Origin of the sequence: Sphingomonas sp. ID0503 (genome assembly GCF_048565625.1) — a bacterium.
GTDB lineage: Bacteria > Pseudomonadota > Alphaproteobacteria > Sphingomonadales > Sphingomonadaceae > JBLZUR01.
Genome location: NZ_JBLZUR010000002.1, coordinates 2,310,545 through 2,336,687, shown reverse-complemented (window position 1 = coordinate 2,336,687; position 26,143 = coordinate 2,310,545). Strand labels below are relative to the sequence as shown.

Here is a 26,143-nt window from a genome sequence, read left to right as displayed (position 1 = left end):
CTTGTCCCTTCAGCGTCATGCCAGCGAAGGCTGGCATCTCCCTGACATCGAGCGACCCCGGCCTTCGCTGGGGTGACACCCTAATTGAGCGAACTGCTTACGCGAACGTCTTCCCGAAGGCGGCGAGCGCGTCCTTCAGCTTCGACTTGAGGTCGTCGCCGAGGTCCTTGGTCTCGCGGATGCCCTTCAGGACATCGCTGTACCGCGAGCGCATCTCCGACAGCATCGACGCTTCGTAACGGGTGACGTCGGCCACCGGCACGCTGTCGATATAGCCGTTGGTGCCGGCGAAGATCGACACGACCTGCTCCTCGAAGGGCAGCGGCGAGAACTGCTTCTGCTTGAGAAGCTCGGTCAGCCGCGCGCCGCGGTTGAGCAGCTTCTGCGTCGAGGCGTCTAGGTCCGACCCGAACTGCGCAAAGGCGGCCATCTCGCGATACTGCGCCAGCTCCAGCTTGATCGAGCCCGCGACCTTCTTCATCGCCTTGGTCTGCGCGGCGGAACCAACGCGGCTGACCGAGAGGCCGACGTTGATGGCCGGGCGGACGCCGGCGTTGAACAGGTCGGTCTCGAGGAAGATCTGGCCGTCCGTGATCGAGATCACATTGGTCGGGATGTAGGCCGACACGTCGCCCGCCTGCGTCTCGATGATCGGCAGCGCGGTCAGCGAGCCGTTGCCGTTCGCGTCGTTCAGCTTCGCCGCACGCTCCAGAAGGCGCGAGTGGAGATAGAACACGTCGCCCGGATAGGCCTCGCGGCCCGGCGGACGGCGCAGCAGCAGCGACATCTGGCGATAGGCGACCGCCTGCTTCGAGAGATCGTCATAGACGATGACGGCGTGCATGCCGTTGTCGCGGAAATACTCGCCCATCGCGCAGCCGGTATAGGGCGCCAGGAACTGCAGCGGGGCCGGCTCAGACGCGGTCGCGGCGACGACGATGGAGTATTCCATCGCGCCGTTCTCTTCCAGCGTACGGACCAGCTGGGCAACGGTCGAACGCTTCTGGCCGACCGCGACGTAGATGCAGAACAGCTTCTTCGTGTCGTCGTCGCCGGCATTCGCCGTCTTCTGGTTGATGAAGGCGTCGATCGCGACGGCCGACTTGCCGGTCTGGCGGTCGCCGATGATCAGCTCGCGCTGGCCACGGCCGACGGGCACGAGCGCGTCGAGCGCCTTGAGGCCGGTCTGCACCGGCTCGTGCACCGACTTGCGCGGGATGATGCCGGGGGCCTTCACCTCGACGCGGCGACGCTCGGTCGCGGCGATCGGGCCCTTGCCGTCGATCGGGTTGCCGAGGCCGTCGACCACGCGGCCGAGCAGGCCCTTGCCGACCGGCACGTCCACGATGGTGTTGGTGCGCTTGACGGTCTCACCCTCACGGATCTCGGCGTCGGAGCCGAAGATCACGACGCCGACATTGTCGGCTTCGAGGTTGAGCGCCATGCCCTTGGTGCCGTTCGCGAACTCGACCATCTCGCCCGCCTGGACGTTGTCGAGGCCGTGGATGCGCGCGATGCCGTCACCGACGGAGAGCACGGCGCCGACCTCCGACACCTCGGCATCGGTGCCGAAGCCGGCGATCTGGTCCTTGATGACCTTGGAGATTTCTGCGGCGCGGATATCCAACTTCTTATCCTTTCATCGCGTGCGCGAGGGCGTTCAGTTTGGTGCGGATCGAACTGTCGATCTGCTGGCTGCCGACCTTGACGATCAGGCCGCCGAGAATGGCGGGGTCGACGGTGAGGTCGACGGCGACCTCGCGGCCGAAACGGGTACGAAGCTGCTGCTTGAGGGCGGCGACCTGCTCGTCATCCAGCGCGTGGGCAGAGGTGACGGCGGCCGTCGTCTCGCCGCGATGCGCGGTAGCGAGCGCGGCGAAGTCGCGAATCACGTTCTTCAGCGCGGCCAGCCGGCCGTTCGTTGCCAGTACGCCGAGGAAGCGGACGGTCAGCTCGTCGAGGTCGAGCGACTTGGCGACGGCGGCGATCGCCCGGGCGGCGTCATCGCGGGAAACGGCGGGGCTTGCGGTCAGCAGGCGGAGGTCGGCGGATTCGGCGAGCGCGGCCTTCACCGTCGCGAGGCTCTTCGAAACGGCATCGACCGCCTTCGATTCGCGGGCAAGGTCGAACAGGGCCAGGGCGTAACGCCCTGAAAGACTGGCCTGAATGCCGCTGGAAATCTCCACGCGCCCGCGTTCCCTCTCGATGTTCCCCTGAGGCGCTCGTCTTTCGGCTCATGCGAAAAACGGGGCGCCACAAGGGCGTCCCGGCCTGTCGTGGGGCGGTTAGCAGGGGGTTCGGCGGGATGCAAGGTTGCGCATGTGCATGCCTCAGCCCTCGTTCTCTTCCCCGGCGTCGGCGGTGCTGCGCAGGGCAGCGCTCGCGTCATCAAGCTTGCCTGCATCGATTAGTGATAGGGCGCTCTGGAGGCGTTTGCTCGGGGGGCGATGCGGATCGAAGGCGAGCACTGAAAGAACGGCCTTCGCGGTCGAGCCTTCCTTTCGCCGGAGCAGTTCGTAGGCGGCCGCATATCGCAACTCCGGATCTTCCGGCGCAAGTTGAAAGGCAGCGAGCAGCCCGTCCACGGCGTTGGGCGTCGGCTCCACCCCAGCCGTATAGAACGAGTTGTAGAACAGGAACGGTGCTTTCGCATTGCCAGTGTCGATGCGGTTCGCCTTGATGTACCAGCCGCGTGCCGCCTTCCAAACGGCCGCGTCGGCGTGAGCCGCCGTCGCGCGGCGGTGCGCCACAAGGCCTTTGTAGATAAATGCGTCGGCATTCTTCGGGTCGGCGGCGATCGCGCGATCGGCGGCGGCGTCGGCCGCGTCCAGATTTCCGACGTCGTACTCGGCCTCGGCGAGTACGGACTGCACGAAGCTGTCAGTGGGGAAGGCGTCCGCAATGCGGCGCGCTTCCTTGACGACTTCAGCCGCCTCCACCTCGTTTACACCGCGATCGGACCGCATCCGCGTCGGCATGATCGCTCCGGCTCCGGCGGAGAGGGGGCGGACGCGGATCTCGCCGACAGTCAGCATCTTGGCCGGGAGAGCGAACACGCTGATCCGGCTACGGCGGAGATAGCTGTTCAGATCGCGGTCGAGCGCTTTCAGGTCTCCGAACGCCTGCATGGCCGCCTTTAAACTGGGCGTTCCGGCATTCAGCAGGCCGAGGTAGCGGCCAAGCTGCCCGGCGCGCGCATTCTCCATCGTCAGATAATGGGTGAGTAGCCAGCCGCGCCCGTAGAGCGCGTCATTGTCCAGGCCGTTCTTGCCGAATTGGACGCCCTTTTCCAGCAGATCCGAGACCGGCATGGTGTAGTTGAACAGGCTGTAGGCGCGATGCTGAGCCGCGGCGCCGATCGTCACCCTCTTGTCCTTGCCTACCGTCGCCGTCGACACGAACTCGGCGAAGCCCTCGGTATACCAGGCGGGATAGGCCGCGGCCCAATTGCGGAAGAGCATGTGGTGGCCGTATTCGTGAAAGAGGACGACATCCTCGTCGAAAACATCCCCGCCGTCCGTCCGCTTCGGCGTGAACACGATCGAGCCGCCTGCACGCGGCGTGTAGAAGCCAGACACGTTCTTGCAGCTCTTGCCGCATAGCCGCTGAACGCTGGCCTCGTTGTTGACGACGTAGATGCGAAGGCGGTTCGAACGTTCGCTCTCGGGATTGCCGAGGCTCATCAGCGTACGGATGCCGGCGTCGACGGATTCGAGCTTCTCGGCGAAAGCCCGTATCCAGGTCTCCTTAGCATCGGCGTAGATCACGAAATGATTGCTGCTCGCCTCCATCCACGCGGCATGCGCGGGCACAGTGACGAGCATCAGCGACGCGATCGCTATGGAAAGAAATTGTCTCAAGGCGTCCCCCCGGAAGCTGATGGAAAAGCCTATCCGGTGTACTTCCAGCCGCCAAGCCCCGGCTTGAACCGCAGTGTTGCTGCGGGCATGGCCTCGCGCGGTTTTCGTGGGGAGAGTTCGACATGCTGATCGCTTTGCTGGCCGGTGACGGGATCGGGCCGGAGGTGGTGGCCGAGGCGGTGCGCGTGCTGGAAGCGGCGGGCGCGCGCGACCTGACGTTCGAGGCGGCACCGGTCGGTGGCGCGGCGTACAAGGCGGAGGGCCACCCCCTGCCGCCTGCGACGCTCGACCTCGCGCGCCGGGCGGATGCGATCCTGTTCGGGGCGGTGGGGGACCCCACCTGCGATTCGCTGGAGCGGCATCTGCGGCCCGAGCAGGCGATCCTCGGCCTCCGCAAGGAACTTGCGCTGTTCGCCAATCTCCGCCCCGCCAAGCTGTTCCCCGAACTCGCCGATGCCTCCGCGCTGCGGCCGGAGGTGGCGACGCGCATCGACCTGGTGATCGTCCGCGAGCTGAACGGCGACGTCTATTTCGGCGAGAAGGGGATGCGGAAGACCGGTGCCGGCCGCCGCGAGGGATACGACATCATGTCGTATAACGAGGACGAGGTCGCCCGCATCGCCCGTGTCGGGTTCGAGACGGCGCGGGCGCGGCGCGGCCGGCTGTGCTCGGTGGATAAGGCGAATGTGCTGGAGACGTCTCAGCTCTGGCGGGACGTGGTGATCGAGGTCGCGGCCGAGTACCCGGACATCGCGCTCAGCCACATGTATGTCGACAACGCCGCGATGCAGCTGGTGCGCGATCCCGGCCAGTTCGACGTGATCGTGACGGGCAACCTGTTCGGCGACATCCTGTCCGACCAGGCGAGCATGTGCGTGGGGTCGATCGGGATGCTGCCCTCGGCCAGCCTCGATGCGAACCAGAAGGGCCTGTACGAGCCGATCCACGGTTCCGCCCCGGACATCGCGGGGCAGGGCAAGGCGAATCCGCTGGCGACGATCCTGTCGGCGGCGATGATGCTGCGCTATTCGCTGGGGCAGGCGGACGTGGCCGACCGCATCGAAGCGGCGGTGGCGAAGGCGCTGGCGCGCGGCGCGCGTTCGGCCGATCTGGGCGGCGCGATGACGACGGCGCAGATGGGCCAGGCGGTGCTCGCGGGCCTTTAGCGGACAGCGTGAGCGTCGATCCGCATATCGTCCGCGCCTGGCTCGCCGCGCGATCGATCTCGCGCGGGCTGCCGCTGCCGGTGGACGATCATGGCGGCTGGCGCGTGGACAGCGGCGCGCCGGATGAGCAGCGGCGTTATCTGTTCGCAACGGCGGCCGAGGGCCTTCGGGAGCTGGGGCGCGAGATCAAGGCTCCTTATATCGCGCTGAAACTCTGCGCGCCGGGCGAGGCGTTGCTGGCGCAGTTGCCGGCGCGATGGCGGATCGGCTCCGACAACTGGATGATGGTCTGGGACGAGCCGGCAGCGGCGGAGTGCCAGGTACCGCAGGGCTATCGGCTGTCGATCCTGGCCGAGGGCGACCGTTATCGGACGGTGATAACGGATGCAGCCGGATTCGTCGCCGCGAGCGGATACGCGGTCGAGCATGACGGCGTATTCATCTACGACCGGATCGCGACGGATCCGGCGCATCGGCGGCGCGGCCTCGGCACCCTGCTGATCCGCGCGCTGGCGGCACGATGCGCCTCAGCCGCCGCGCGCCATGTCCTGACCGCCACCCCCGAGGGTCGCGCGCTCTACCATGCGATGGGCTGGCGGGACTATTCGCCCTACGCGACGGCGATCATCCCGCCCGGGAACCATCCCTAGCCGGTGGGCGTCATCGCCGGGATGGACAGGCGTTGGGCGTTGGCCGCCGGGATCACGGCGGCGGTGGCGGTATTGCTGCTGATCGGCGTGGCGGCATTTCCCTGGAGCGTGCTGCGCAGCGTGATCGAGAGCCGGCTGGCGGAACGTTTCGGGCGTCCGGTCAGCATCGCCGCCGTCGAACGCGTCGACTTCTTCGGACTGTCGCCGCGCGTGCGGATCAGCGGCGTGCGCGTGGCGCAGGCGGACTGGGCAGGGCGCGGCGATTTCGCGCGGATCGAGCGCGCCGAGGCGACCCTGCCGCTCCGGACCTTGCTTTCGGGCGGATTGAAGCCGCGCGATATCGTCGTCGAGGGTCTCACCCTCGCGCTGGCGCGGGACAAACAGGGACGCACCAACTGGGATCGGCCGGGCGAGCGGGAGCCGGGGGCGCGATCGACGGACCTCGGCAACCTGATCATTCGACGCGCGCGGATCAGCTATGACGATGCGCGGCAGAACCGGCGGCTGGTGGCCAATGTCGCCGCGGATGCGCGCGGCGTGCGGGCGCGTGGCACGGGAACGGTGCGCGGGGCGCCCGTGCGGCTGAGCGTGGATGGTCCCGCTATCCTCTCCGGAGAGCGCCAACCCTGGCCGTTCCATGCGCTGATCGACGGGCCGGCGCTGCGGATGGAGGCGCGCGGCACGATGGACCGCCCGCTCGACACCGACCGCATGACCCTGGACGTCACTGCCCGCGCCCACGATCTGAAGCTGATCGACGCGGTGATCGAAGCAGGACTGTTCCGGACGCGCCCGGTAACGCTGAAGGCGCATATCCGCCATGACTTCCACCGCTGGGTCGTGACCGGCATGACCGGAACGGTGGGCCACAGCAAATTCGCCGCCAACCTGACCGTGACGAAGACCGGCGGGCGCGGCGTGGAGCGCCGCACGAAGCTGGACGGTGACCTCCGCATGGCGCAGCTCGATCCCGACGATCTCAGTTCGGCCCAGGCGCGCGCCGCTGCCGCCGCCTTGGAACGCCGGATCGGACCGCGCATGGTGCCGAACACGCGCATCGACATCGGCAAGATCGACCGCACCGACGGCACGATCCGCTTCGCCATCGGCCCGATCGTCAGCGCGAGGGGGCCGTCGCCGATCGTCGCGGCCAAGGGCAGGCTGACCCTCGACCACCGGCTGCTCACCATCGAGCCCGTCGCGGTGCGGCTGTCGAGCGGCGTGGTGACCGGCCGCGCGGTGATCGACCAGCGCGGCGGCCCGCCGGAGCCGCGCCTGACGCTCGACCTCAAGCTCAGCGACGGCACCTATCTGTCATTCGAAAGCGACATCGGTGCCGTCACCGGCAAGGTCTCGGCCCGCGCCCGACTGAGCGGCGTGGGCGAGACGATCCGTGAGGCGGTCGGGCGATCCAACGGGACGCTCGGCCTGTTTGTGCGGGATGGCGCCCTGCCGCTCCGCTATGCCGCAGCGCTCGGCTTCGACATCGGCAAGGCGATCCGCGCGGAGACCGGGGATCAGGCGCGGCTCCGCTGCCTCGGCGCGCGACTGGTGCTGAAGAATGGGCGCGGCACGGTGGATCCGTTCGTGGTCGATACGAGCGAGAGCCAGCTGCACGGCACCGGCGACGCGGCCTTTCCGGGCGAAACCATCGCGCTCAACCTGACCGGCGCGCCGAAAGGACGGTCGCTGCTCCGCATCCCCGGCAATGCCCGGCTGATCGGCACGATGCGGCAGCCGGATCTGGACATCCCGCCGGAGGTGAAGTCGGTCGGCAACATCCTGAAGGCGATCGGCCGTAAGATCAGCGGCCATGAAGGGCCGCTGGCGACCGATGCCGACTGCCAGGCGCTCGGCCGCCGGGTGCTGGCGGGCGGTTGACGGCGCGCGCCCTCGCTCGCATGAGCAGGGCCATGAAGAGGAAGACCGGGCAGGACCGCAGCGTCACCAGGAACTGGCGTCCCGCGACCATCGCGGTGCGCGGCGGAACGGCGCGTTCGGAATGGGGCGAGACCTCGGAGGCTCTGTTCCTCACCTCCGGCTACACCTACGACAAGGCCGCCGATGCCGCCGCGCGCTTTGCGGGCGAGCAGAAGGGGATGACCTATTCCCGCCTGCAGAACCCGACCGTGGAGATGCTGGAGGAGCGGATCGCCCTGATGGAGGGGGCCGAGGCGTGCCGCGCGATGGCGACGGGCATGGCGGCGATGACGGCGGCGCTTCTCTGCCAGCTATCGGCGGGCGATCACCTCGTCGGCGCGCGGGCGGCGTTCGGGTCCTGCCGCTGGCTGACCGACACGCTGTTGCCCCGCTTCGGCATCGAGACGACGATCGTGGACGGCCGCGACACCGACGCCTGGAAGCGGGCGGTGAAGCCGAACACCAAGGTGTTCTTCTTCGAAACGCCGGCCAACCCGACGATGGACATCGTGGACGTGCGCGCCGTCTGCGACATCGCCCATGACGCGGGCGCGGTGGCCGTGGTGGACAACGCCTTCGCCACCCCCGTGCTGCAGCGGCCGATGGAGATGGGTGCGGACATCGTCGCCTATTCCGCGACCAAGATGATGGACGGGCAGGGGCGCGTTCTGGCGGGTGCGGTCGCCGGCTCCGAGGAGTTCATCGAGAAGACGCTGCTCGCCTTCACCCGCAACACCGGGCCGAACCTGTCGCCCTTCAATGCCTGGGTGGTGCTGAAAGGGCTGGAAACGCTCGACCTCCGGATGCGCCGTCAGTGCGAGAATGCGGTCAAGGTCGCATCCTTCCTGGAAAGTCGTGTGCCGCGGCTCAACTATCCGGGCCTGCCCAGCCATCCGCAGCACGAGCTTGCGATGCGCCAGATGGAGGCGGGCGGGCCGATCTTCTCGCTCTACGTCGATGGCGGGCGGGCGCAGGCCCATGCCCTGCTGGACGCGCTGGAGCTGGTCGACATTTCGAACAATATCGGCGACTCGCGTTCGCTGATGACCCATCCGGCGTCCACCACCCATGCCGGCCTCTCGCCCGAGGTGCGGGAGGAGATGGGCGTGACCGAGGGTATGCTGCGCCTGAACGTCGGGCTGGAGGATCCGGAGGACGTGATCGCCGACTTCGATCAGGCGTTGGCCAAGGCGGGTCTGTGAAGGCGTTCTTCCCACATTCGGCGACGACGCGCGGGGTGACGGTGCGCGTCGCCGTCAGCTTCCTGCCCGAACAGTCCGCGCCGGATCGGGGACAGTGGTTCTGGTCCTACCACATCCGCATCGAGAACGGCGGCGCGGAGACGATCCAGCTTCTCACCCGCCACTGGACGATCAGCGACGGGCGCGGCCACCGGCAGGAGGTGCGCGGCGACGGTGTCGTCGGTGAGCAGCCGGTGATCGATCCGGGCCAGACCTATGACTATGTCTCGGGCTGTCCGCTGCCGACCCCGACCGGCGCCATGCAGGGGAGTTACCGTATGGTGACGGAGAGCGGCGCGACCTTCGACGTCGACATCCCCCGCTTCCCCCTGATCGGCCCGGTGGCGGCGCGATGAAGCGGACGCATCTTCCCCTGAACGGCCTGCGCGTGCTGGACGCGGCGGCGCGGCATCTGAGCTTCACGCGCGCGGCGGACGAGCTGGCGGTGACGCCGGCGGCGGTCGGCCAGCAGATCCGCGCGCTGGAGGATACGCTCGGCGTCGTCCTGTTCCGGCGGACGGCCAAGGGGCTGGAGCTGACGCCGGAGGGCGAGGCGGGGCTGGAAGGCCTGCGCGCCGGGTTCCTGCAGTTCGAGGAGGCGGTGCGCGCCATGCAGGCGGGCCAATCGTCCAAGACGCTGACCATCGCCGCGCCCCGCGACTTCACCGCGAAGTGGCTCGCCCCCCGGCTGGCGGCTTACGGCAAGAGCGATCCCGAACTGCGCTTCGTGCTGCTGTCGGCCGACGACAATCTCGATTTCACCCAGGCCAATCTCGACCTCGCCATCTGCCTGGCGGAGAGCGCGGGCGGGCATGAGGGCGTAGCCCTCGCCGAGGGTGCGTTCGTCACCGTCGGCCGGGCCGGCGGCGCGCCAGCGATGATCGGCTGGCCGGGCTGCCCCGGCGATGAGGGGACGGAGAGCGTCCTGCGGGTCGCCGATGCGGGCCTCGCCGTCGATGCGGCGGCCGCCGGGTTCGGGCGCGCATGCGTGCCTGCGCTCCTCGTCGAGGCCGATCTGGCGGCAGGCCGGGTGGAGATCGTCGAGGCTGCAGCGCCGTCGCCCAAGGGCTACTGGCTCGTCGCACCTCTTCCGCAATGGCGGCAGAAGAAGGTCAAGGCGCTGGTCGCGGCGCTGACGGCCTGAACCGTCAGAGACCTGCCAACTGGGTCTCGATCCCCCTCTGCGACATGCCCGGCATCTGGAAGCGGACGCGGCGGTTGGCGAAATCGACCGAGACGCGGGAGAAGAGCTTCAGCGTCTCCATGCCGAGAAGGACGGCCGGGCGGTCGTCGAGGCGGAGCGCGGCGAACGGCTTCACGTCGCCGAACGCGATCCGGACGTTCTTCATCCGCACATTGCCGAGCGCGAAATCGCGCACGATGCCGTAGTCGAGCGTCAGCGGCTCGCCGGTGACGCTGGTGAGAACGACCTTGCCGATCGGCGTCAGCTTTCGCCGCTCGATCAGCTTGCGGCGGAGCGCCTCGTTGCCGATGGTCAGCTCCGCGCCGGTATCGAGCACGACCTCGACCCGCTGGCGCTCGACCGAGGCCTCGCCGAGAACCAGGCGGCCAAGGCGCTTGCGGGCGGTGACGACGATCTCGTCGGGGTCGTGCCGCCGCATGTCGCTCGGGCGGGATCGGGACATCGACATGGTCAACGCCTTGAAGTCGAAGATCACCTGCTGCTGTTCGAGGCTGTCGATGCCGAGCAGGCCCACCGCGCCGATGGCGTGGGCGCGCAGGAGCGGGGCGGAGAAGCCTTTCATCCGTTGCTGCTTGCCGAAATCGAGCGTGGGCACGGTAACGGTGCCGACCTCCGACGATCCCGTGACCGTGAGAAGGCGGACCGGCTTGCCCGCCTGCAGCGCGAGGACGGCGGCGAGTTCCTGCGAAAGGATCGTGCGTTCGGAACCGGTGTCGACGAGGAAGCGATAGGGTCCCTTGCCGCCGATCGCGATCGGCAGGGTCAGCCGGGCGGACGGGTCCGAGTAGAAGGCAACGGTGCTTTCGGGCGTCGGCTCGACGGCTGGCACCGGCACCTCGGTGGCATGAGCGGCGCCGGCGAGCGCCAGGACGGTAAGCGGCAGGTAGCGCATGACATCCTCTCCGATGTCGTTTTGTCGGAGGCTACGCCGATTGCGCGAGGATGCAAGCGCCCCGCGCTGGAAGCCTCACGCGTCGATCGCCTCTTCGTCCAGATGCGCGGCGTTCGCCTGGATGAAGGCGAAGCGGTGTTCGGGGTTCTTGCCCATCAGGCGCTCGACGAGATCCTTCACACCCGACCGCTCCTCGTACTCCTGCGGCAAAGTGACGCGGATGAGGGTGCGGGTCTTCGGGTCCATTGTGGTCTCGCGAAGCTGGTTCGGGTTCATCTCGCCGAGGCCCTTGAAGCGCCCGACCTCGACCTTCTTGCCCTTGAATTCGCGGCGCTCGATCTCCGCGCGGTGGGCATCGTCGCGGGCGTAGAGCGACTTCGAGCCGGAGGTCAGGCGGTAGAGCGGCGGCTGCGCGAGGAACAGGTGCCCGCGCTTCACCAGCTCCGGCATTTCCTGGAAGAAGAAGGTCATCAGGAGCGTGGCGATATGCGCGCCGTCGACATCGGCGTCGGTCATCACGATCACCCGCTCGTAGCGGAGCGCGTCAGGCTGGTGCCGGTCGCGGGTGCCGCAACCGAGCGCCTGGATCAGGTCCGCGATCTCGCTGTTGGCGCCGATCTTGGCGGCGTTGGCGGAGGCGACGTTCAGGATCTTGCCGCGAATGGGCAGGATCGCCTGCGTCTTGCGGTCGCGGGCCTGCTTGGCGGAACCGCCGGCCGAATCGCCCTCGACGATGAACAATTCGGTCCCGGCGGGATCGTCGTTCGAGCAGTCGGTGAGCTTGCCCGGCAGCCGCAGCTTGCGCGCGCCGGTCGCGGTTTTGCGCTTGACCTCGCGCTCGGCCTTCCGCCGCAGGCGCTCGTCCATGCGGTCGAGGCAGTAGCCGAGAAGCGCGCGGCCCCGCTCCATATTGTCGGCGAGGAAGTGGTCGAAATGGTCGCGCACCGCCTTTTCCACGAGGCCCGCCGCCTCGGGCGAGGTGAGCCGGTCCTTAGTCTGGCTCTGGAACTGCGGATCGCGGATGAAGACGGAGAGCATCAGCTCCGATCCGGTCATCACGTCCTCGGGCGTCAGGTCCTTCGCCTTCTTCTGCCCGATCAGGTCGGCAAAGGCGCGGACGCCCTTGGTGATCGCGGCGCGCAGGCCGTTCTCATGAGTGCCGCCGTCTGGGGTCGGGATGGTGTTGCAGTACCAGCTGTAGCTGCCGTCCGAATAGAGCGGCCAGGCGATCGCCCATTCGACCGAACCCTGATCGTTGGGGAACGCCTGCTTGCCCGCGAAGAAGTCACTGGTGGCGCATTCCCGCGATCCGAGCTGTTCGCGGAGATGGTCGGCGAGGCCACCGGGGAACTGGAACACCGCTTCCGCCGGAGTGCCGTCGCCGATGACCGCAGGGTCGCAGCGCCAGCGGATCTCGACGCCGGCATAGAGATACGCCTTGGATCGGGCGAGGCGGTAGAGGCGGGCGGGCTTGAAATAGGCGCTCTCGCCGAAGATCTCGGGATCGGGCGTGAAGGCGACGCTGGTGCCACGCCGGTTGGGGGCCGCGCCGATCTCTTCCAGCTTCGACGTGGCGAGGCCGCGCGAGAAGGTCTGGCGGTAGAGCTTGCGGTCGCGCGCCACCTCCACGACGGTATCGGTCGAGAGCGCGTTGACCACGCTCGACCCGACGCCGTGCAAGCCGCCGGAGGTGGCGTAAGCCTTGCCGGAGAACTTGCCGCCGGAATGGAGCATGGTGAGGATCACTTCCAGCGCCGACTTGCCGGGGAACTTGGGATGCGGGTCGATCGGCATGCCGCGCCCGTTATCGACAATGGTCAGGCGGTTGCCCGCGTCGAGCGTGATCTCGATGCGGTTGGCGTGCCCGGCCACCGCCTCGTCCATCGCATTGTCCAGCACTTCGGCGGCGAGGTGGTGAAGCGCCCGCTCGTCGGTGCCGCCGATATACATGCCCGGGCGGCGGCGCACCGGCTCCAAGCCCTCCAGCACCTCGATCGAGGAGGCGTCGTAATCGGTGCTAGTGGCGGGCGCCTTGGCGAAGAGGTCGTCGGACATCGGCGGGTTATAGGCATGCGGACGGGGCGCGCACAACGGCACGCGGTCGACGACACCACGCTGTCCTACACGGCGCTTTTCTGGTTCACCCTCCCGGATGAGCCACCTCAAATCCGTCTGGTCTCACCGTCCGCGTCTCACCTACCGCTTGGCCGCCGCGTCAGTGCCGCGTCGCTGGCGCGTACGTGGCGCAATCCGACCGTATTTCGCGTGCGAGCCGCAACTTCCGCAACTTATTCAGGAAGCGCCCGCCCTTCACATCGCGTCCGCACGATGCCACATCGCGCCCGATGACCGACCAGACCCCCGGTGCCGCGCAGAACCTCGACCCGCTGGTGCGCCGCGTTCTCGCCGCGAACCCCTCGGCGTTCACCTATACCGGCACGCAGACCTATCTGGTCGGCCGGGGCGAGGTCGCGGTGATCGATCCCGGTCCCGATCTGCCCGAGCATGTCGAGGCGATCCTTGCGGCGATCCGCGCTGACCGGCTGACGGCGATCCTCTGCACCCACACGCATCGCGATCACAGTCCGGCGACCCGCGCGCTGCAGGCCGCGACCGGCGCGCCGATCATCGGCTGCGCGCCGCTCACGCTCTCCGACAATGGCCCGCGCGCCGACGCATCCTTCGACGACGACTATGCCCCCGACCGTGTGCTTGAGGATGGGGAGGCGGTGAGCGGCCCCGGCTGGACGCTGCAGGCGGTGGCGACGCCCGGCCACACCTCCAACCACCTCTGCTTCGCGCTGCCGGAGGCGAAGGCGCTGTTCACCGGCGATCACATCATGGGCTGGTCGACCACCGTCGTCTCTCCGCCCGACGGCGACATGGCCGCCTATATGGCGAGCCTTGAGAAGCTGATGGCTCGCGACGACGCCGTCTACTACCCGGCGCATGGCGAACCGATCGATCGGCCCCAGCGTCACTCCCGCGGCCTGCTCGGCCACCGCAAGCAGCGCGAGGGCCAGATCCTCCGCCTGCTGCGCGAGGGGGAGAAGCCGATCCCCGATCTCGTCGCCAAGATGTATGTCGGCGTCGATCCGCGCCTGCACCCGGCGGCGGGCCGCTCGGTGCTCGCGCATCTCATCGACATGGACAATCGCGGCCTTGTGGCGCGCGATGGAGACGCATGGCGGATCGCGGCCTGAAACGTATCGTCATCATCGCGCTCGCGCTGTTCGTCGGCCTCGCACTCGTCGCTTTGGCCGTGCGCGAGGCGTCGGATCGCTGGTGGAGCGGGCCGGAGCCGCAGGCGATCGTGGACGCCAGCCTGCAAGGCATCCGGGAGCAGAACCGCCTCTCCGCGCTCGTCGCCGACTATGTGGCGGTGGTCACCGCCCGCCAATCGCGCTTCGGCCTCACCGCGCAGAAGACGCTGATCATGCCGGGCACCGTCCGCTATGAGGTCGATCTGGCGAAGCTCGCCCCCGGCGATCTCCGCTGGGACGGGACCGCGAAGGAACTGCGCGTCGTCCTGCCGCCGATCGAGGTGGTCGGCCCTCAGGTCGATCTCACTCGCATCCGCGAGTACGACGCGGGCGGGTTGCTGATGCGGTTCTCGGATACGGGCCAGCGCCTAGACATGGCGAACCGCAAGGCGGGACAGGCGGAACTCCTCCGCCAGGCGAAGCAGCCCGCACCTATGCGCATGGCCAAGGACGCCACCCGCCGCGCCATCGAACGCAGCTTCGCGCTGCCCTTGCAGGCGGCGGGGGTGGAGGCGACGGTCCGCGTCCGCTTCCCCGACGAACCCGACTTTCCGGCCCGCAACGACGAGCAGATGGACCGCTCCCGCTCGCTGAACGAGGTGATGAGCGAGTAAATGCGCTCCCCTGCCGAGTGCTCCTGCGAAAGCAGGAGCCCAGGGGCCACCGCAGCACCAAGGCTCCTGCTTTCGCAGGAGTACGAACGAAGCGGCGTTAAGGGTTGGCCCCGGTCGTCCGAACCCCTATCTCACCGCCCATGAACGCCGTCACCGAGAGCCTGAAGGGGCTGGACCTCCGCGCCGAGATCGATCGCCTCCGCAAGGAACGGAACGCCGTCATCCTTGCGCATTACTATCAGGAGCCGATGATCCAGGACCTCGCCGATTTCGTCGGCGACAGCCTGGACCTCAGCCGCAAGGCGGCGGCGACCGATGCCGACGTCATCGCCTTTTGCGGCGTCCGCTTCATGGCGGAGGTGGCGAAGATCCTGTCGCCGGAGAAGACCGTCATCCTGCCCGACATGGACGCCGGCTGTTCGCTGGAGGACAGCTGCCCGCCGGAACAGTTCGCCCGCTTCCGCGCGGCGCATCCGGATCACATCGCGCTGACCTACATCAACTGTTCGGCCGCGGTGAAGGCGCATAGTGACATCATCGTCACCTCGTCTTCGGCGGAGCAGATCCTCGCCCAGCTGCCGATGGACCAGAAGATCATCTTCGCGCCGGACAAGAATCTCGGCGCCTATTTCAACCGCAAGACCGGCCGCGACATGCTGCTCTGGCCGGGGGCGTGCATCGTCCACGAGGCGTTTAGCGAGACCGAGCTTCTCAAGCTGAAGGCGCAGTACCCCGACGCGCCGGTCGCCGCGCATCCGGAGTGCCCGGCCTATATCCTCGACCACGCCGATCAGGTCGGCTCGACCCGCGCCATCCTCGAGTTCGCGCTGGCGAGCCCCGCCGAGACGATCATCGTCGCCACCGAACCGCACATCATCCACCAGATGGAGAAAGCGGCCCCGCACAAGACCTTCATCGGCGCGCCGGGGGCGGACGGGAACTGCAATTGCAACATGTGCCCGTACATGGCGCTGAACACGATGGAGAAGCTCTACCTCTCCCTGCGTGACCTCACCCCGCAGATCGAGGTGGACGAGGAAACCCGCGTTGCCGCCAAGCGCTCGCTGGACCGTATGCTGGAAATGGCGTCAGGTACTGTCGGCAAGGGTGATGTGGGTCGCGGCAAGGTGACCGGGGACTAAGCGCCGCTTGGCCGTGCTCCTGCGAAAGCAGGAGCCTCGGGTTCATAGGCTCCTGCTTTCGCAGGAGCACAACCACCGTGGTGTGGTTTGCTGACCGTTGATCGCTACCCCTCCACCACCGCCGTCGCCGGATGGTGCCGGTCCAGATGCCGCCTGATGATCTTCAGGTTGCGGCTGTTCGACCGGAAGAAGAAGTCAGGGATCGCCCCGACCCAGGGGATTGCGCCCAGCAGCATGTCCACCCCGACATTGCCGCCCATCCGCGCCATCTGCCACTTGGACATGCCGAGGTTGCGGGCTTCCCAGACCAGCCAGCCGCCCATCGCCGCCGCCGCGACGCTGCCGCCCACCGGCACAAGGTCGAGGATCACGTCGAGGCCGAACTTCTGGTTGGTGCCGGGGATCGTGAACATCCGCTCCAGCACACCCTCCGCCGCCTCGATCCGCCGCCGGACGGAGGCGGGGTCGCGGCCGAGCTTCAGCGTATCGGCAACACGGTCAAAGGCCTGCGGATTGATCGCCATGCCGCTCAGACGAATGCGATGGCTCCGTGGTTCCGTTCAGTCGGTATCGACCAGCGGCCTGAGCGGATGGACGCCCCGCCGGTTCGCCTGGAAACCGTCCAGCTTGTAGGCAAGCGACCAGCGGAGCGGCCGGGCGAGGGGGATGAACGGCACCGTGCCGACGAGGATTCGGTCCGCCTGCGCCAGCGCCGCCGCCCGGGCGGGCAGGGTGGTGGCGAAGCGCGCGGCGACCAGCGCCGCATCCGCAGTCGGGTCGCAGGCCGGGCTGCGGTCGCAGCTGAAATGACGGAGGTACCAGGCGGCGTTGTCCGCCGGCGCGACGCTGTCGACCAGTCGAAGGTCGGCATCAGCATCAGCCGCGACGCGCTCGGCGGTGACGCCGATCTCCCGCCACTGCCGGGCGAGTAACGCAAACAGCACGGTCGCACCCGGACCCTGAGGGATGGCGACGCGCAGGTGCGGTGCCGCCCCCTCATGCTCCTCCCGCCAACGAGTGACGGTCTGCACCGCGATCGCCCGGCGAACGGCGAGGTCCAGATTGGCCCAGCCCGGTTCCGCCGGTGTGGGCAAATCCGGCATGCCGCGCGGCACGATAGCCGTCTGCGCGGTCCAGCCCTGCGCCGAAAAGGGCGCGAGCAGGGCCGCCCGGTCGAGCGCCATCGCCAGCACCGTGCGTTTGCCGGGCAAAGCGAGAAAGCCGGAGGTGTCGGCAACCACTAGTCCGAACAACCCTTCGACCGGATCGAAATGCCAGGCGGTCGGCGGCAGTTTGGCGGCCTGGCCCACGGCGAGGTTCAGGAAGGTGCCGCCCAGCACGGCATCGCTTTCGTCCCGCCGGAAGCGAGCAATCGCCCTGCCGACCCGCTCGGCGTGCAGGATCACGGGATCGAGCGCGGGCGCGGCCCCGCCATCCTCTCCGACCGCGTTGGGCGCGGGCAGGGTTAGCCGCGCGACGGTCTTGCCGTCGATCTCTGCCGCGAACGGGCCGGTGCCCCGCCCGTCATAGGTTAGCGCCATCTCCGGCTGGGCAAGAAGCTGGAGCAGGTTCGGCCGGGGACCACGAAGCCGAATCTCCACCACCTGATTGGGCATGGCGACGATCCGATCGACCGCCCCCAGCACAGGCAGCAGCGGGTTGCGGCTGTTCTTCGCCACCATTGCGCGGAGGAGGCGCGCGACCCGTTCCGCATCGACCTCGCGCCCGCCGGCGAAGGCTGTGCGGCGCAGGCGGAAGTCGTAGGCAAGGCCGTCGTCGGAGACGATCCAGCGCTCGGCCAGGCCCGGCGCGATCTCCCCCGCGGCATCGAAGGAGACGAGCCCCTGGGCGGTGGCGGAAACATAGGCGGCGCGCGCCGGATCGACGGGTCCGCGACCCGGATCACCCTCGGAAAGGTCGCTGCCGATCACCGAAACCACGACCCGGTGATCGTCCACCTCCAGCGCGTCGCACCCGGCGAGCAGCAGAGGCGCGAGCAGGAGAAAGGCACGCGCGCGCATCCTCAGTCGACCCAGTCCAGCCCGATCTCACGATAGAGCCCGCGATCGTCCTCCCACTTCTCGTTGACCTTCACGTGAAGGAACAGGTGCACCTTGCGGTCGAGGAGCTTCGCCAGCTCGTCACGCGCCCGCTCGCCGATCTGGCGGATGCGCGCGCCGCCCTTGCCGAGCACAATGGCGCGCTGCGTCGGCCGCGCCACCAGTATTTGCTGGTGAATAGCGACGGAACCGTCCTTCCGCTCCTCGTACTTCTCGGTCTCGATCGCCGAGGCATAGGGCAGTTCGTTGTGAAGCTGCAGGTAGAGCTGCTCGCGCGTGACCTCGGCCGCCAGCATCCGGTCTGTCGCGTCGGAGACTTGATCCTCCGGGAAGTGCCACGGTCCCTCCGGCATCCGCGCCGCAAGATCTGCCTTGATGTCGGCGACGCCATCTCCGGTCGTGGCGGAGATCATGAAGATCGCCTCCGGCTTCAGCGTCTCATGCAGGCTGTGCGCCAGGGTCAGGAGCTTCTCCTTCGGCGTCACATCGACCTTGTTGAGGATCAGCAGCTTCGGCTCAGGCCGCGCACCCAGATTCTCCAGGATCGCCTCGTGCCGGTGCTTCATGCCCGCCTGCGCATCGACGACCAAGGCGATCAGGTCCGCGTCCTGCGTGCCGCCCCAGGCGGCAGCGACCATCGCGCGGTCCAGCCGCCGCTTCGGCTCGAAGATGCCGGGCGTATCGACCAGCAGGATCTGGGTCTCGCCCTCGATCGCGACACCCATCAGGCGGGTGCGGGTGGTCTGCGCCTTGGGGCTGACGATCGCGACCTTCTGCCCGACGAGGGCGTTGACCAAGGTCGACTTGCCGGCGTTGGGCGCGCCCACGACGGCGACGAGACCGCAGCGCTTCGTCATGCCAGCTGCTTCAGCAGGGCGGCGGCGGCCTCGGTCTCCGCCTCCTGCTTGGTCGAGCCTTCCGCCTCGGCGCTGCCCCGCGTCGGGATCGTCACGCCGACCCGGAACTTCGGCGCATGATGGGGGCCGAATTGCCCGGCGAGGGTGTAGACGGGCGGCCGACAGCCATGTGCGGCGGCCCATTCCTGCAGCGCGGACTTCGGGTGCTTCGGTGCCTTCGTCTGGCGGTGGACCCGATCCGCCCAGGCCGATCGGACGAAGGCGATCACCTTGTCCAGCCCGCCATCCAGGAATAGCGCGCCGATCATCGCCTCGACGATGTCGCCCAGCACGTTGTCGCTATCGACCGCGCCATCGTCGCGGGCCTGCTTGCCGAGGCGGACCAGGGCGGGCAGGCCCACTTCCCGGGCGATCTCGGCACAGGTCTCGCCGGAGACCATGACGTTGTATCGGCGGGAGAGCTTCCCCTCAGGCTCGTCGGGAAACAGCTCGTACAACCAGGCGGCAAAAGTCAGTCCGAGAACCCGGTCGCCGAGGAATTCCAGACGCTCGTAATCCGCACGGCCGGTGCTGGAATGCGTAAGCGCGCGCTCGAACAGCGCCAGGTCACCGGGCGTATGGCCGAAATGCGTCTCGATCCACCCGGTGAGGTCGTGTTCAGCCGTCATGGGAGGGCTTTGCGGCGGCAGGCAAGCTCGGGTCAAGCACCGAGGTGCTCCGCAGCCCTCCTACGTCGCCTAGAACGTTCCCCCGATCCGGTCCCACCGCGCCGCCGTGAACCAGGTCCAAGGCTTCAGCCACTCGGCATTGCCGTCGGTCGAGAAATACATCACCCGCGCCGGGCCGAGCAGGTTCTCGAAGGGCACGAAGCCGATCCCGCCGCCGTCCATCGCCTCGAACCGGCTGTCGGCGGAGTTGTCGCGGTTGTCGCCCATCATGAAGTAGTGCCCCTCCGGCACGATATAGACGCCGGTGTCGTCGGCCTGAGGTGAGTAGCCCATGTCGAGCACCTCGTAGCTCTTCCCGTTCGGAAGCGTCTCGCGGAAGCGGGTGTACCGGCAGACGCCCGCCGCCTCGTCCTGCTTCTCATAGCGGGGTGGCGAGGGCTGGCGGCAGGCCATCGTCGGGGTGAATGGAATGACCAGATCGGCGATCCGCACCTTCGGCACGCCCGTGCCGTTGATGAACAGCCGCCCGTTCTTCATCTGGATCTGGTCCCCCGGCAGGCCGATCACCCGCTTGATATAATCGCTGCTGTTCCCCGGCGGGGCCTTGAACACGACAACCTGGCCGCGTTCCGGCGGGCTCCCCCAGATGCGGCCCTTGATGGGCACGATGCCGAAGGGGAAGCTGTAGCGCGACCAGCCGAAATCCCACTTCGTCACGATCAGATGGTCGCCGACCAGAAGGCGCGGCACCATGGATTCGGAGGGGATGCTGAACGGCGCGAAGATCAGGCTGCGGACCAGCACCACCACGATCACCATGATCAGGGTGAAGCGGAGATTGCCCAGAAAGGTCTCTTCCTTCTTCGGCTTGGTCGATCGGGCGCGGCGCGGCTTCAGCATGGCGGCAGGGTTTGAGGGGCGCGACGTGGCGGGTCAAGGGTGCGACGAACCGTTCGCGGCACAGTTTTCTTAATCTTACGGTCACGCATCGACCTGCATGAAGTTCGTCAAGGCTGTGGAGTGGATGCGGACTGTGGTGGACTACCTCGCGAGCTTCGTTCCGGACTTTCTGTCCACGCGCGCCGGGATCGGCGTGATGATCGGTTTGGCGCTGTTCATCGGTATCAGTGCGGGCAGGCGGAGCCGCAGGTCCAAGGGCGACACAGGGATCTGATCGGTTCCGAATGCGCCCTGATGAAGCAGCGCACAAATCGGTTGTGATAGTATAACATTACGGATATCAGCGGGACCTTAAAGGGAGCTGTGTATGCGTATTGCGTGGTTGACGAGTGTGGCGGCGGCGGCTTTGTCGGCTCCCGCCTGGGGCGCCCAAGCGAGCGGGGACCACAATCATCCTGCGCAGGACGCCGACATCGTCGTCACCGCCGCCCTTCCGCAGGATCGCTTCGCCATCAACGCCGGCACGGCCGTCCTGACCGGCGAGGAACTGACCCGCGACTTGCGCACGACGCTTGGCGAGACCCTCGCCCGACAGCCGGGCGTGTCGGCGACCAGCTTCGGACCGAACGCCTCACGTCCGGTCCTGCGCGGTCTGCAAGGCGATCGGGTGAAGATCCTGACGGACGGCATCGGCAGCTTCGACGCGTCCGCGACGAGCGTGGATCACGCCGTCGTCATCAATCCGTTGACTGCCGACCGGATCGAGGTGCTGCGCGGGCCATCCGCTCTCCTCTACGGCCCATCGGCGATCGGCGGCGTGGTCAACGTGATCGACAGCCGCATTCCCCGCCGCGTGCCGGAAGACATCGCCCATGTTGATGCCATCGCGACCTACGGCTCGGCGGCGGACGAGCGGTCGATCTCCAGCCGGATCGACGTGCCGGCCAGCGACAAGATCGTGCTGCATGTCGACGGCAGCTATTCAAAGACCGGCGACCTCGACATCGGCGGCCATGTGCTTGCCCGGCCGCAGCGCGCCGCAGCGGCGGCGAGCGGAGATGCGGAGATCGCAGGTCTCGCCGATTTGAAAGGACGACTTCCGAACAGCGTGGCGCGGACCTGGGATGTCTCGGGTGGTGCTGCGGTGATCACGGAAACCGGAAATTTCGGCTTCTCCGTCACCCGCTACGACAGCCTCTATGGCGTGCCCGTTCGTTACGCGCTTGCGCCGGACGAAGAGGCGGAGGAGGTGCGGCTCGACGTCAAGCAGACCCGCGTCGATACGCGCGGCGAGGTCGAGACCGGTGGCGGCTTCCTTCAGTCGATCAAGTTCCGCGGCGGCTTCGCCAATTACCGCCATTCCGAACTGGAGGAGACGGGCGAGGTCGGTACCACCTTCTACAACAAATCGATGGAAGCGCGCCTCGACCTGCTTCAGGCCAAGCAGGGGGTCTGGTCGGGATCCTTCGGCGCTCAGGGTTTCATCCGCGACTTCAATGTCATCGGTGAGGAGAAATTCCTGCCCAAGAACTCGACCGAGCAGGTCAGTGTCTTCACGCTGCAGCAGGTCGACTTCGGTGCGTTCCGGGCGGAGGCGTCTGCGCGGTACGAGCACAGCAAGGTCAGCGCTCACGCCGACCAGGATCTCGGCAATCCTGAGCTTTCCCGGTCGTTCGATGCTGTCTCCGGATCTATCGGTGCGAGCTACGGTCTGGGTCGGTGGCGGCTCGGCGCAAATGTGAGCCGCACCGAGCGGACGCCCACGGCCGAGGAACTGTTCGCCAACGGCCCCCATGCGGGCACGCAGGCGTTCGAGATCGGCGATCCGGACTTCGGCAAGGAAAAGAGTTGGGGCGTGGAGGCGGTGCTGCGTGGCGACGCTGGCCCACTCCATCTGGAACTGTCCGCCTATCACAACTGGTTTTCCAGCTTCATCTACGAGGCGCAGACCGGCGCGGTCGAAGATGGCTTGCCCGTCTACCAGAGTGGCCAGGGCAAGGCGCGCCTCTGGGGGTTCGAGGTGCAGGGCTCGGCCAAGCTCGGCCAAGTCGGCGGCTTCGGTATCCTTGCAAACGCCAGTGCCGATTACACGCGCGCCACGCTGACCGATCAGGGACCAGTGCCGCGCATTCCGCCGCTGCGCGTGCTCGGCGGTATCGAGGCGCAGTCCGACATGCTGACCGGCCGTGTCGAGGCGGAGTGGAACGACAAGCAGGATCGCGTCGCGGCCGTGGAGACGCCGACCGACAGCTTCACCCTGGTCAACGCGTCCCTGTCATGGAAGCCGTCCGATAGCCCGGTGACGATCACGGCATCGGCGAACAACATCTTCGATGTCGTCGGCCGGCGGCATGCGTCCTTCCTGAAGGACTATGCCCCACTTGCCGGTCGCGACTTCCGCATCAGTGCGCGGGTGAGCCTGTAGGGCGGGCGCGTTGTGGGGCCGGAACAGCCGGCCCCGCTCGGTCAGAAGGACGGTGATCAGGGCAGCGAACGCCACCACGCAATAGCCGATGACCAGCGGCAGGCTGGTGCCGTCGAAGGCTTGCCCGATGACGATGCCGATGAGCGCGGCGAGGATCGTCGATATGAACCCCTGAATCGAGGCCGCGGTGCCGGCGATCGCGCCGAGCCGCTCCATCGCGGTCGAGGAAAAGTTTGAGGCGCACAGGGAAAAAGCGCCCATCATCGCGGCCTGCGCGACCGAAAACGTCCAGATCGTCTCCAGACCGGAGAGAGCGATCGCCAAGTGAACGACGACGATAACGCAGAAGACGATCAGCGCGCTATGCGAAACGAGGCGGGTGCCGAGCCGCTCCACGATGCGGGAGTTGAGGAAGGCACCAAGTGCCATCGTGCCTGCCGCACAGGCGAAGATGATCGGAAAGAGGTCAGGCTCGCCAAAGGTGGTGCCGAAGATCTGCTGCGACGAATTGATGAACGCCATCAGCATGCTGAACAGGAAGGTGCTGGCGAGGGTATAGCCGAGCGACAGGCGATCGGTGACGACCAGCTTGGCGGCGTCCCGAATGCGCGTGAACTGCAGGGGCTGTCGGTACTCCGGGTGCAGCGTCTCGGGCAGGAACGCCCAGACGGCCACGGCCACGATCGCCGCATAGGCAACCAGCAACAGGAAGATCCAGTGCCACGGGGCGACCGCCATCACGGCCTGCCCGATCGACGGCGCCAGGATCGGGACGATCAGGAAGACGATGAAGGTCAGCGACATGACGCGCGCCATCTGCCGCCCGGCGAAGCAGTCGCGGACGACCGCGACGGCAAGCGTTCGTGTGGACGCGGCGGCAATGCCCTGGAGCACACGGGCGACCAGCATCAGTTCGAAGGTCTTGGCGGCCGCGGCCACGCCGGCCGCGATCCCGTATGCGACGATCCCGCCAAGCAGCAGGCCGCGGCGGCCATAGCGATCGGCGAGCGGCCCGTAGATCAGTTGCGCGCCGCCGAAGCCGAACATGTACGACGCGATGATCCACTGCGCCGTGCTGGGATTCGGCAGACGGAAGTCCTCCGCCATATGCGGCAAGGCGGGCAGCATGATGTCGATGGCGAGCGCGTTGAGCGCCATGACGGCCGCGACGAGTGCGACGAAAGTCGGGAAGCCGATGCGCAACGTCGGTGCGCCCGGGACCGTTTGCACAGCTGGGGACATGGTGCCCAACTGCGCTTGCCGCAGCGCACAATCAACCCTTGGCAACCCTTCAGTACAAAAAGAGGCGGCACCCGTCGCCGGACGCCGCCTCCCCCGTTCGGACCTGTGGAAAGGATCAGGCCGAGTAGTACATGTCGAACTCGACCGGGCTCGGCGTCATCTCCCAGCGGGCGACCTCCGGCCACTTCAGCTCGATATAGGATTCGATCTGGTCCTTGGTGAACACGTCGCCCTTCAGCAGGTACTCGTGATCGGCCTCCAGGCTGTTGAGCGCCTCGCGAAGCGAACCGCAGACCGTCGGGACCTGAGCCAGCTCTTCCGGCGGCAGATCGTAGAGGTTCTTGTCCATCGCCTCGCCGGGATGGATCTTGTTCTGGATGCCGTCGAGGCCCGCCATCAGCAGCGCCGCATAGCAGAGATACGGGTTGGCCATCGCATCCGGGAAGCGGAACTCGACCCGCTTCGCCTTCGCGCCCGTGCCGTAGGGGATGCGGCAGGAGGCGGAGCGGTTGCGCGCCGAATAGGCGAGCAGCACCGGCGCCTCATAGCCCGGGACCAGCCGCTTGTAGCTGTTGGTGGACGGGTTGGTGAAGGCGTTCAGCGACTTGGCGTGCTTGATGACGCCGCCGATGAAGTACAGGCAGGTGTCCGACAGACCCGCATAGCCGTTGCCGGCGAAGAGCGGGTTGCCCTTGTCCCAGATCGACATGTGGGTGTGCATGCCCGAGCCGTTATCCTTGGCAATCGGCTTCGGCATGAAGGTGACGGTCTTCCCGTAGGCCTGCGCCACCTGCCACACGACATACTTGTAGATCTGCATGCGGTCGGCGGTGGTGACGAGCGTGCCGAAGGTCAGGCCCAGTTCATGCTGAGACGCCGCGACCTCGTGGTGGTGCTTGTCGCAGGGCAGGCCCATTTCGAGCATGGTGGAGACCATTTCGGCGCGGATGTCGACGGCGCTGTCGACCGGGGCGACCGGAAAGTAGCCGCCCTTGGCACGCGGACGATGGGCGAGGTTGCCGCCCTCATATTCCTTGCCGGTGTTGGTCGGCAGTTCGATGTCGTCGATCTTGTAGTACGATTCGTTGTACTCGGTCGCGAACTGCACGTTGTCGAACATGAAGAACTCGGCTTCCGGCCCGACATAGACGGTGTCGCCGATACCCAGCGTCTGCACATAGGCCTCAGCCCGCTTCGCGCAGGAGCGCGGATCGCGGGCGTAGAGCTCGCCCGTCGACGGCTCGACGATGTCGCAGACGAGGATCAGCATCGGGGTAGCAGAGAACGGATCGACCCAGATCGCGTCCAGATCCGGCTTCAGGATCATGTCGCTCTCGTTGATCGCCTTCCAGCCTTCGATCGAGGAGCCGTCGAACATGAAGCCGTCGTTCAGCTCGTCCTCGCCGACGACCGACGACACCATGGTCAGGTGCTGCCACTTGCCCTTCGGGTCGGTGAAGCGGAGGTCGACCCATTCGATCTCCTTGTCCTTGATCATCTTCAGGACGTCAGACGCCTTGTTGGCCATATCTTGTCTTCCCTCGCTCTTGCCGGCGCTGACCGGCGAATCAAAACCTGTCTTCAGGCCTCTTCCGTCTGCGGCGCCTTCCGGAGCGCCGTCCTTCTTAGATCGCGTCGCTGCCCCGTTCGCCGGTGCGGATGCGGATCGCATCCTCCACCGCGTAGACGAAGATCTTGCCGTCGCCGATGCGGCCGGTCTGCGCGGCGGCGGCGATCGCCTCCACGACACGGCTTGCGAGGCTGTCGTCGACGACCACCTCCAGCTTCACCTTGGGCAGGAAGTCGACGATGTACTCCGCACCGCGATAGAGTTCGGTATGGCCCTTCTGCCGGCCGAAGCCCTTCGCCTCGGTCACGGTGATGCCGGACACGCCGACCTCGTGCAGCGCCTCCTTCACCTCGTCCAGCTTGAACGGCTTGATGATCGCTTCGATCTTCTTCACGCTGCCCCCGGTCGCGTAGTAACCCGGCTGTCATAGGCGCGGCCCCGGACGAGTCGCAAGGCGAACACGGCGGCT

Annotated in this window: 23 protein-coding genes and 1 pseudogene; 11 read left to right on the top strand and 13 right to left on the bottom strand. The window is 67.3% G+C overall.

All coding sequences use genetic code 11. The annotated features are described in order from the left end of the window. Positions 1–97: 97 nt before the first annotated feature. The 3 genes from atpA to ACM608_RS12405 all read right to left on the bottom strand — a co-directional run bounded on the left by atpA (position 98) and on the right by ACM608_RS12405 (position 3,824). Complete coding sequence (gene atpA, locus ACM608_RS12415; protein WP_419683528.1) at positions 98–1,627, bottom strand: F0F1 ATP synthase subunit alpha; 1,530 nt, start codon at positions 1,625–1,627, stop codon at positions 98–100. Positions 1,628–1,631: 4 nt separating this feature from the next. After that, entirely contained in the window at positions 1,632–2,186 is a 555-nt protein-coding gene (locus ACM608_RS12410) for a F0F1 ATP synthase subunit delta (RefSeq protein WP_419683527.1), read from the bottom strand. Positions 2,187–2,330: 144 nt separating this feature from the next. After that, on the bottom strand, positions 2,331–3,824 hold the full coding sequence (locus ACM608_RS12405; protein ID WP_419683526.1) for a hypothetical protein: 1,494 nt from the start codon (positions 3,822–3,824) through the stop codon (positions 2,331–2,333). Between the two features lie 158 nt (positions 3,825–3,982). Here ACM608_RS12405 and leuB point away from each other — a divergent pair, with 158 nt between their 5' ends. From leuB to ACM608_RS12375, 6 genes are read left to right on the top strand one after another with little or no spacing between them, the layout of a single operon-like run. Then, a complete protein-coding gene (leuB, locus tag ACM608_RS12400) occupies positions 3,983–5,026 on the top strand; it encodes a 3-isopropylmalate dehydrogenase (protein WP_419683525.1) in 1,044 nt (347 codons plus the stop codon). 8 nt (positions 5,027–5,034) lie between these two features. After that, positions 5,035–5,676, top strand: a complete 642-nt coding sequence (locus ACM608_RS12395) for a GNAT family N-acetyltransferase (protein WP_419683524.1) — start codon at positions 5,035–5,037, stop codon at positions 5,674–5,676. Between the two features lie 3 nt (positions 5,677–5,679). Then, positions 5,680–7,557: an AsmA family protein gene (locus tag ACM608_RS12390; protein ID WP_419683523.1), complete on the top strand. Its 1,878-nt coding sequence runs from the start codon at positions 5,680–5,682 to the stop codon at positions 7,555–7,557. A 32-nt stretch (positions 7,558–7,589) separates the two neighbouring features. Then, on the top strand, positions 7,590–8,798 hold the full coding sequence (gene metZ, locus ACM608_RS12385; protein ID WP_419683522.1) for an O-succinylhomoserine sulfhydrylase: 1,209 nt from the start codon (positions 7,590–7,592) through the stop codon (positions 8,796–8,798). Then, positions 8,795–9,193 (top strand): Co2+/Mg2+ efflux protein ApaG, encoded by a 399-nt coding sequence (gene apaG / locus ACM608_RS12380; protein WP_419683521.1) that lies wholly within the window; start codon positions 8,795–8,797, stop codon positions 9,191–9,193. The genes metZ and apaG overlap by 4 nt, the downstream gene beginning before the upstream one ends. Next, positions 9,190–9,981: a LysR family transcriptional regulator gene (locus ACM608_RS12375; protein WP_419683520.1), complete on the top strand. Its 792-nt coding sequence runs from the start codon at positions 9,190–9,192 to the stop codon at positions 9,979–9,981. The genes apaG and ACM608_RS12375 overlap by 4 nt, the downstream gene beginning before the upstream one ends. Positions 9,982–9,985: 4 nt before the next feature. Here ACM608_RS12375 and ACM608_RS12370 read toward each other — a convergent pair whose 3' ends face one another. Both ACM608_RS12370 and parE read right to left on the bottom strand, forming a co-directional pair. Then, positions 9,986–10,933 (bottom strand): retroviral-like aspartic protease family protein, encoded by a 948-nt coding sequence (locus ACM608_RS12370; protein ID WP_419683519.1) that lies wholly within the window; start codon positions 10,931–10,933, stop codon positions 9,986–9,988. Positions 10,934–11,008: 75 nt separating this feature from the next. Continuing rightward, a complete protein-coding gene (gene parE / locus ACM608_RS12365; protein ID WP_419683518.1) occupies positions 11,009–12,988 on the bottom strand; it encodes a DNA topoisomerase IV subunit B in 1,980 nt (659 codons plus the stop codon). 290 nt (positions 12,989–13,278) lie between these two features. Between parE and ACM608_RS12360 the strand changes: the two genes are divergently transcribed. From ACM608_RS12360 to nadA, 3 genes are all read left to right on the top strand, one after another. Next, the gene (locus tag ACM608_RS12360) at positions 13,279–14,136 is read left to right on the top strand and encodes an MBL fold metallo-hydrolase (protein WP_419683517.1); all 858 of its coding nucleotides are present in this window, start codon (positions 13,279–13,281) and stop codon (positions 14,134–14,136) included. Next, positions 14,118–14,810: a DUF4230 domain-containing protein gene (locus ACM608_RS12355; protein ID WP_419683516.1), complete on the top strand. Its 693-nt coding sequence runs from the start codon at positions 14,118–14,120 to the stop codon at positions 14,808–14,810. The genes ACM608_RS12360 and ACM608_RS12355 overlap by 19 nt, the downstream gene beginning before the upstream one ends. 140 nt (positions 14,811–14,950) lie before the next feature. Further along, positions 14,951–15,952, top strand: coding sequence for a quinolinate synthase NadA (gene nadA, locus ACM608_RS12350; RefSeq protein ID WP_419683515.1), 1,002 nt, complete (start codon positions 14,951–14,953; stop codon positions 15,950–15,952). Between the two features lie 104 nt (positions 15,953–16,056). Here nadA and ACM608_RS12345 read toward each other — a convergent pair whose 3' ends face one another. From ACM608_RS12345 to lepB, 5 genes are all read right to left on the bottom strand, one after another. Next, complete coding sequence (locus ACM608_RS12345) at positions 16,057–16,476, bottom strand: DUF4112 domain-containing protein (RefSeq protein WP_419683514.1); 420 nt, start codon at positions 16,474–16,476, stop codon at positions 16,057–16,059. A 36-nt stretch (positions 16,477–16,512) separates the two neighbouring features. Beyond that, entirely contained in the window at positions 16,513–17,973 is a 1,461-nt protein-coding gene (locus ACM608_RS12340) for an ABC transporter substrate-binding protein (protein ID WP_419683513.1), read from the bottom strand. A 2-nt stretch (positions 17,974–17,975) separates the two neighbouring features. Then, the gene (era, locus tag ACM608_RS12335) at positions 17,976–18,869 is read right to left on the bottom strand and encodes a GTPase Era (protein WP_419683512.1); all 894 of its coding nucleotides are present in this window, start codon (positions 18,867–18,869) and stop codon (positions 17,976–17,978) included. Further along, positions 18,866–19,537: a ribonuclease III gene (gene rnc, locus ACM608_RS12330; protein WP_419683511.1), complete on the bottom strand. Its 672-nt coding sequence runs from the start codon at positions 19,535–19,537 to the stop codon at positions 18,866–18,868. Before rnc ends, era begins: the two co-directional genes overlap by 4 nt. 69 nt (positions 19,538–19,606) lie before the next feature. Continuing rightward, on the bottom strand, positions 19,607–20,437 hold the full coding sequence (lepB, locus tag ACM608_RS12325; RefSeq protein ID WP_419683510.1) for a signal peptidase I: 831 nt from the start codon (positions 20,435–20,437) through the stop codon (positions 19,607–19,609). 97 nt (positions 20,438–20,534) lie between these two features. Here lepB and ACM608_RS12320 point away from each other — a divergent pair, with 97 nt between their 5' ends. Together ACM608_RS12320 and ACM608_RS12315 are read left to right on the top strand one after the other, a co-directional pair. Continuing rightward, positions 20,535–20,711 carry a hypothetical protein gene (locus ACM608_RS12320; protein ID WP_419683509.1) on the top strand — a complete coding sequence of 59 codons (177 nt, stop codon included), beginning with the start codon at positions 20,535–20,537 and terminating at the stop codon, positions 20,709–20,711. Positions 20,712–20,804: 93 nt separating this feature from the next. Beyond that, positions 20,805–22,862, top strand: coding sequence for a TonB-dependent receptor (locus ACM608_RS12315; RefSeq protein ID WP_419683508.1), 2,058 nt, complete (start codon positions 20,805–20,807; stop codon positions 22,860–22,862). Between the two features lie 69 nt (positions 22,863–22,931). Here ACM608_RS12315 and ACM608_RS12310 read toward each other — a convergent pair. The 3 genes and pseudogenes from ACM608_RS12310 to ACM608_RS12300 all read right to left on the bottom strand — a co-directional run. Beyond that, positions 22,932–24,104 (bottom strand): annotated as a pseudogene (locus ACM608_RS12310) (multidrug effflux MFS transporter); the annotation flags it as partial. Positions 24,105–24,219: 115 nt separating this feature from the next. Further along, positions 24,220–25,632, bottom strand: a complete 1,413-nt coding sequence (gene glnA / locus ACM608_RS12305; protein WP_419683507.1) for a type I glutamate--ammonia ligase — start codon at positions 25,630–25,632, stop codon at positions 24,220–24,222. A gap of 97 nt (positions 25,633–25,729) precedes the next feature. Beyond that, the gene (locus tag ACM608_RS12300; RefSeq protein WP_419683506.1) at positions 25,730–26,068 is read right to left on the bottom strand and encodes a P-II family nitrogen regulator; all 339 of its coding nucleotides are present in this window, start codon (positions 26,066–26,068) and stop codon (positions 25,730–25,732) included. Positions 26,069–26,143: the final 75 nt, after the last annotated feature.